1 protein-coding gene is annotated in these 255 nt (G+C 71.0%); it reads left to right on the top strand.

Features of this window, described 5'->3' with window-relative positions; all coding sequences use genetic code 11:
• Window positions 1-255: hypothetical protein (locus R0J87_RS22450; protein WP_498889092.1), on the top strand; the 255-nt coding region annotated here is incomplete at both ends.

Genomic DNA, 255 nt, shown 5'->3' with positions numbered 1-255 from the left:
CGGTCGATGATGAGGCGCGCACGGTCGCCGAGTGGTTCGCCGCGCGTCGCGAGGAACACGACGACGCTGCGAAGCCGCACACCGGGGCGGGGCTGTTCCGGTCGAAGCGCCATATGCAGACCTTCGCGGCTGCCCTGGCCGCGCAGGGGATTCCACACCGGATCCTCGGTCTGGGCGGTCTCCTGGCCACTCCCGAGGTCGTCGACGTCGTCTCGACGTTGCGCGTGCTGCACGACCCCACTGCGGGCTCTGCGC

This window comes from Halomonas sp. SIMBA_159, assembly GCF_046536035.1.
Taxonomy (GTDB): domain Bacteria; phylum Pseudomonadota; class Gammaproteobacteria; order Pseudomonadales; family Halomonadaceae; genus Vreelandella; species Vreelandella venusta_A.
The sequence above is the reverse complement of the archived record's forward strand: the minus strand, read 5'-3'. Positions and strand labels throughout refer to the sequence as shown.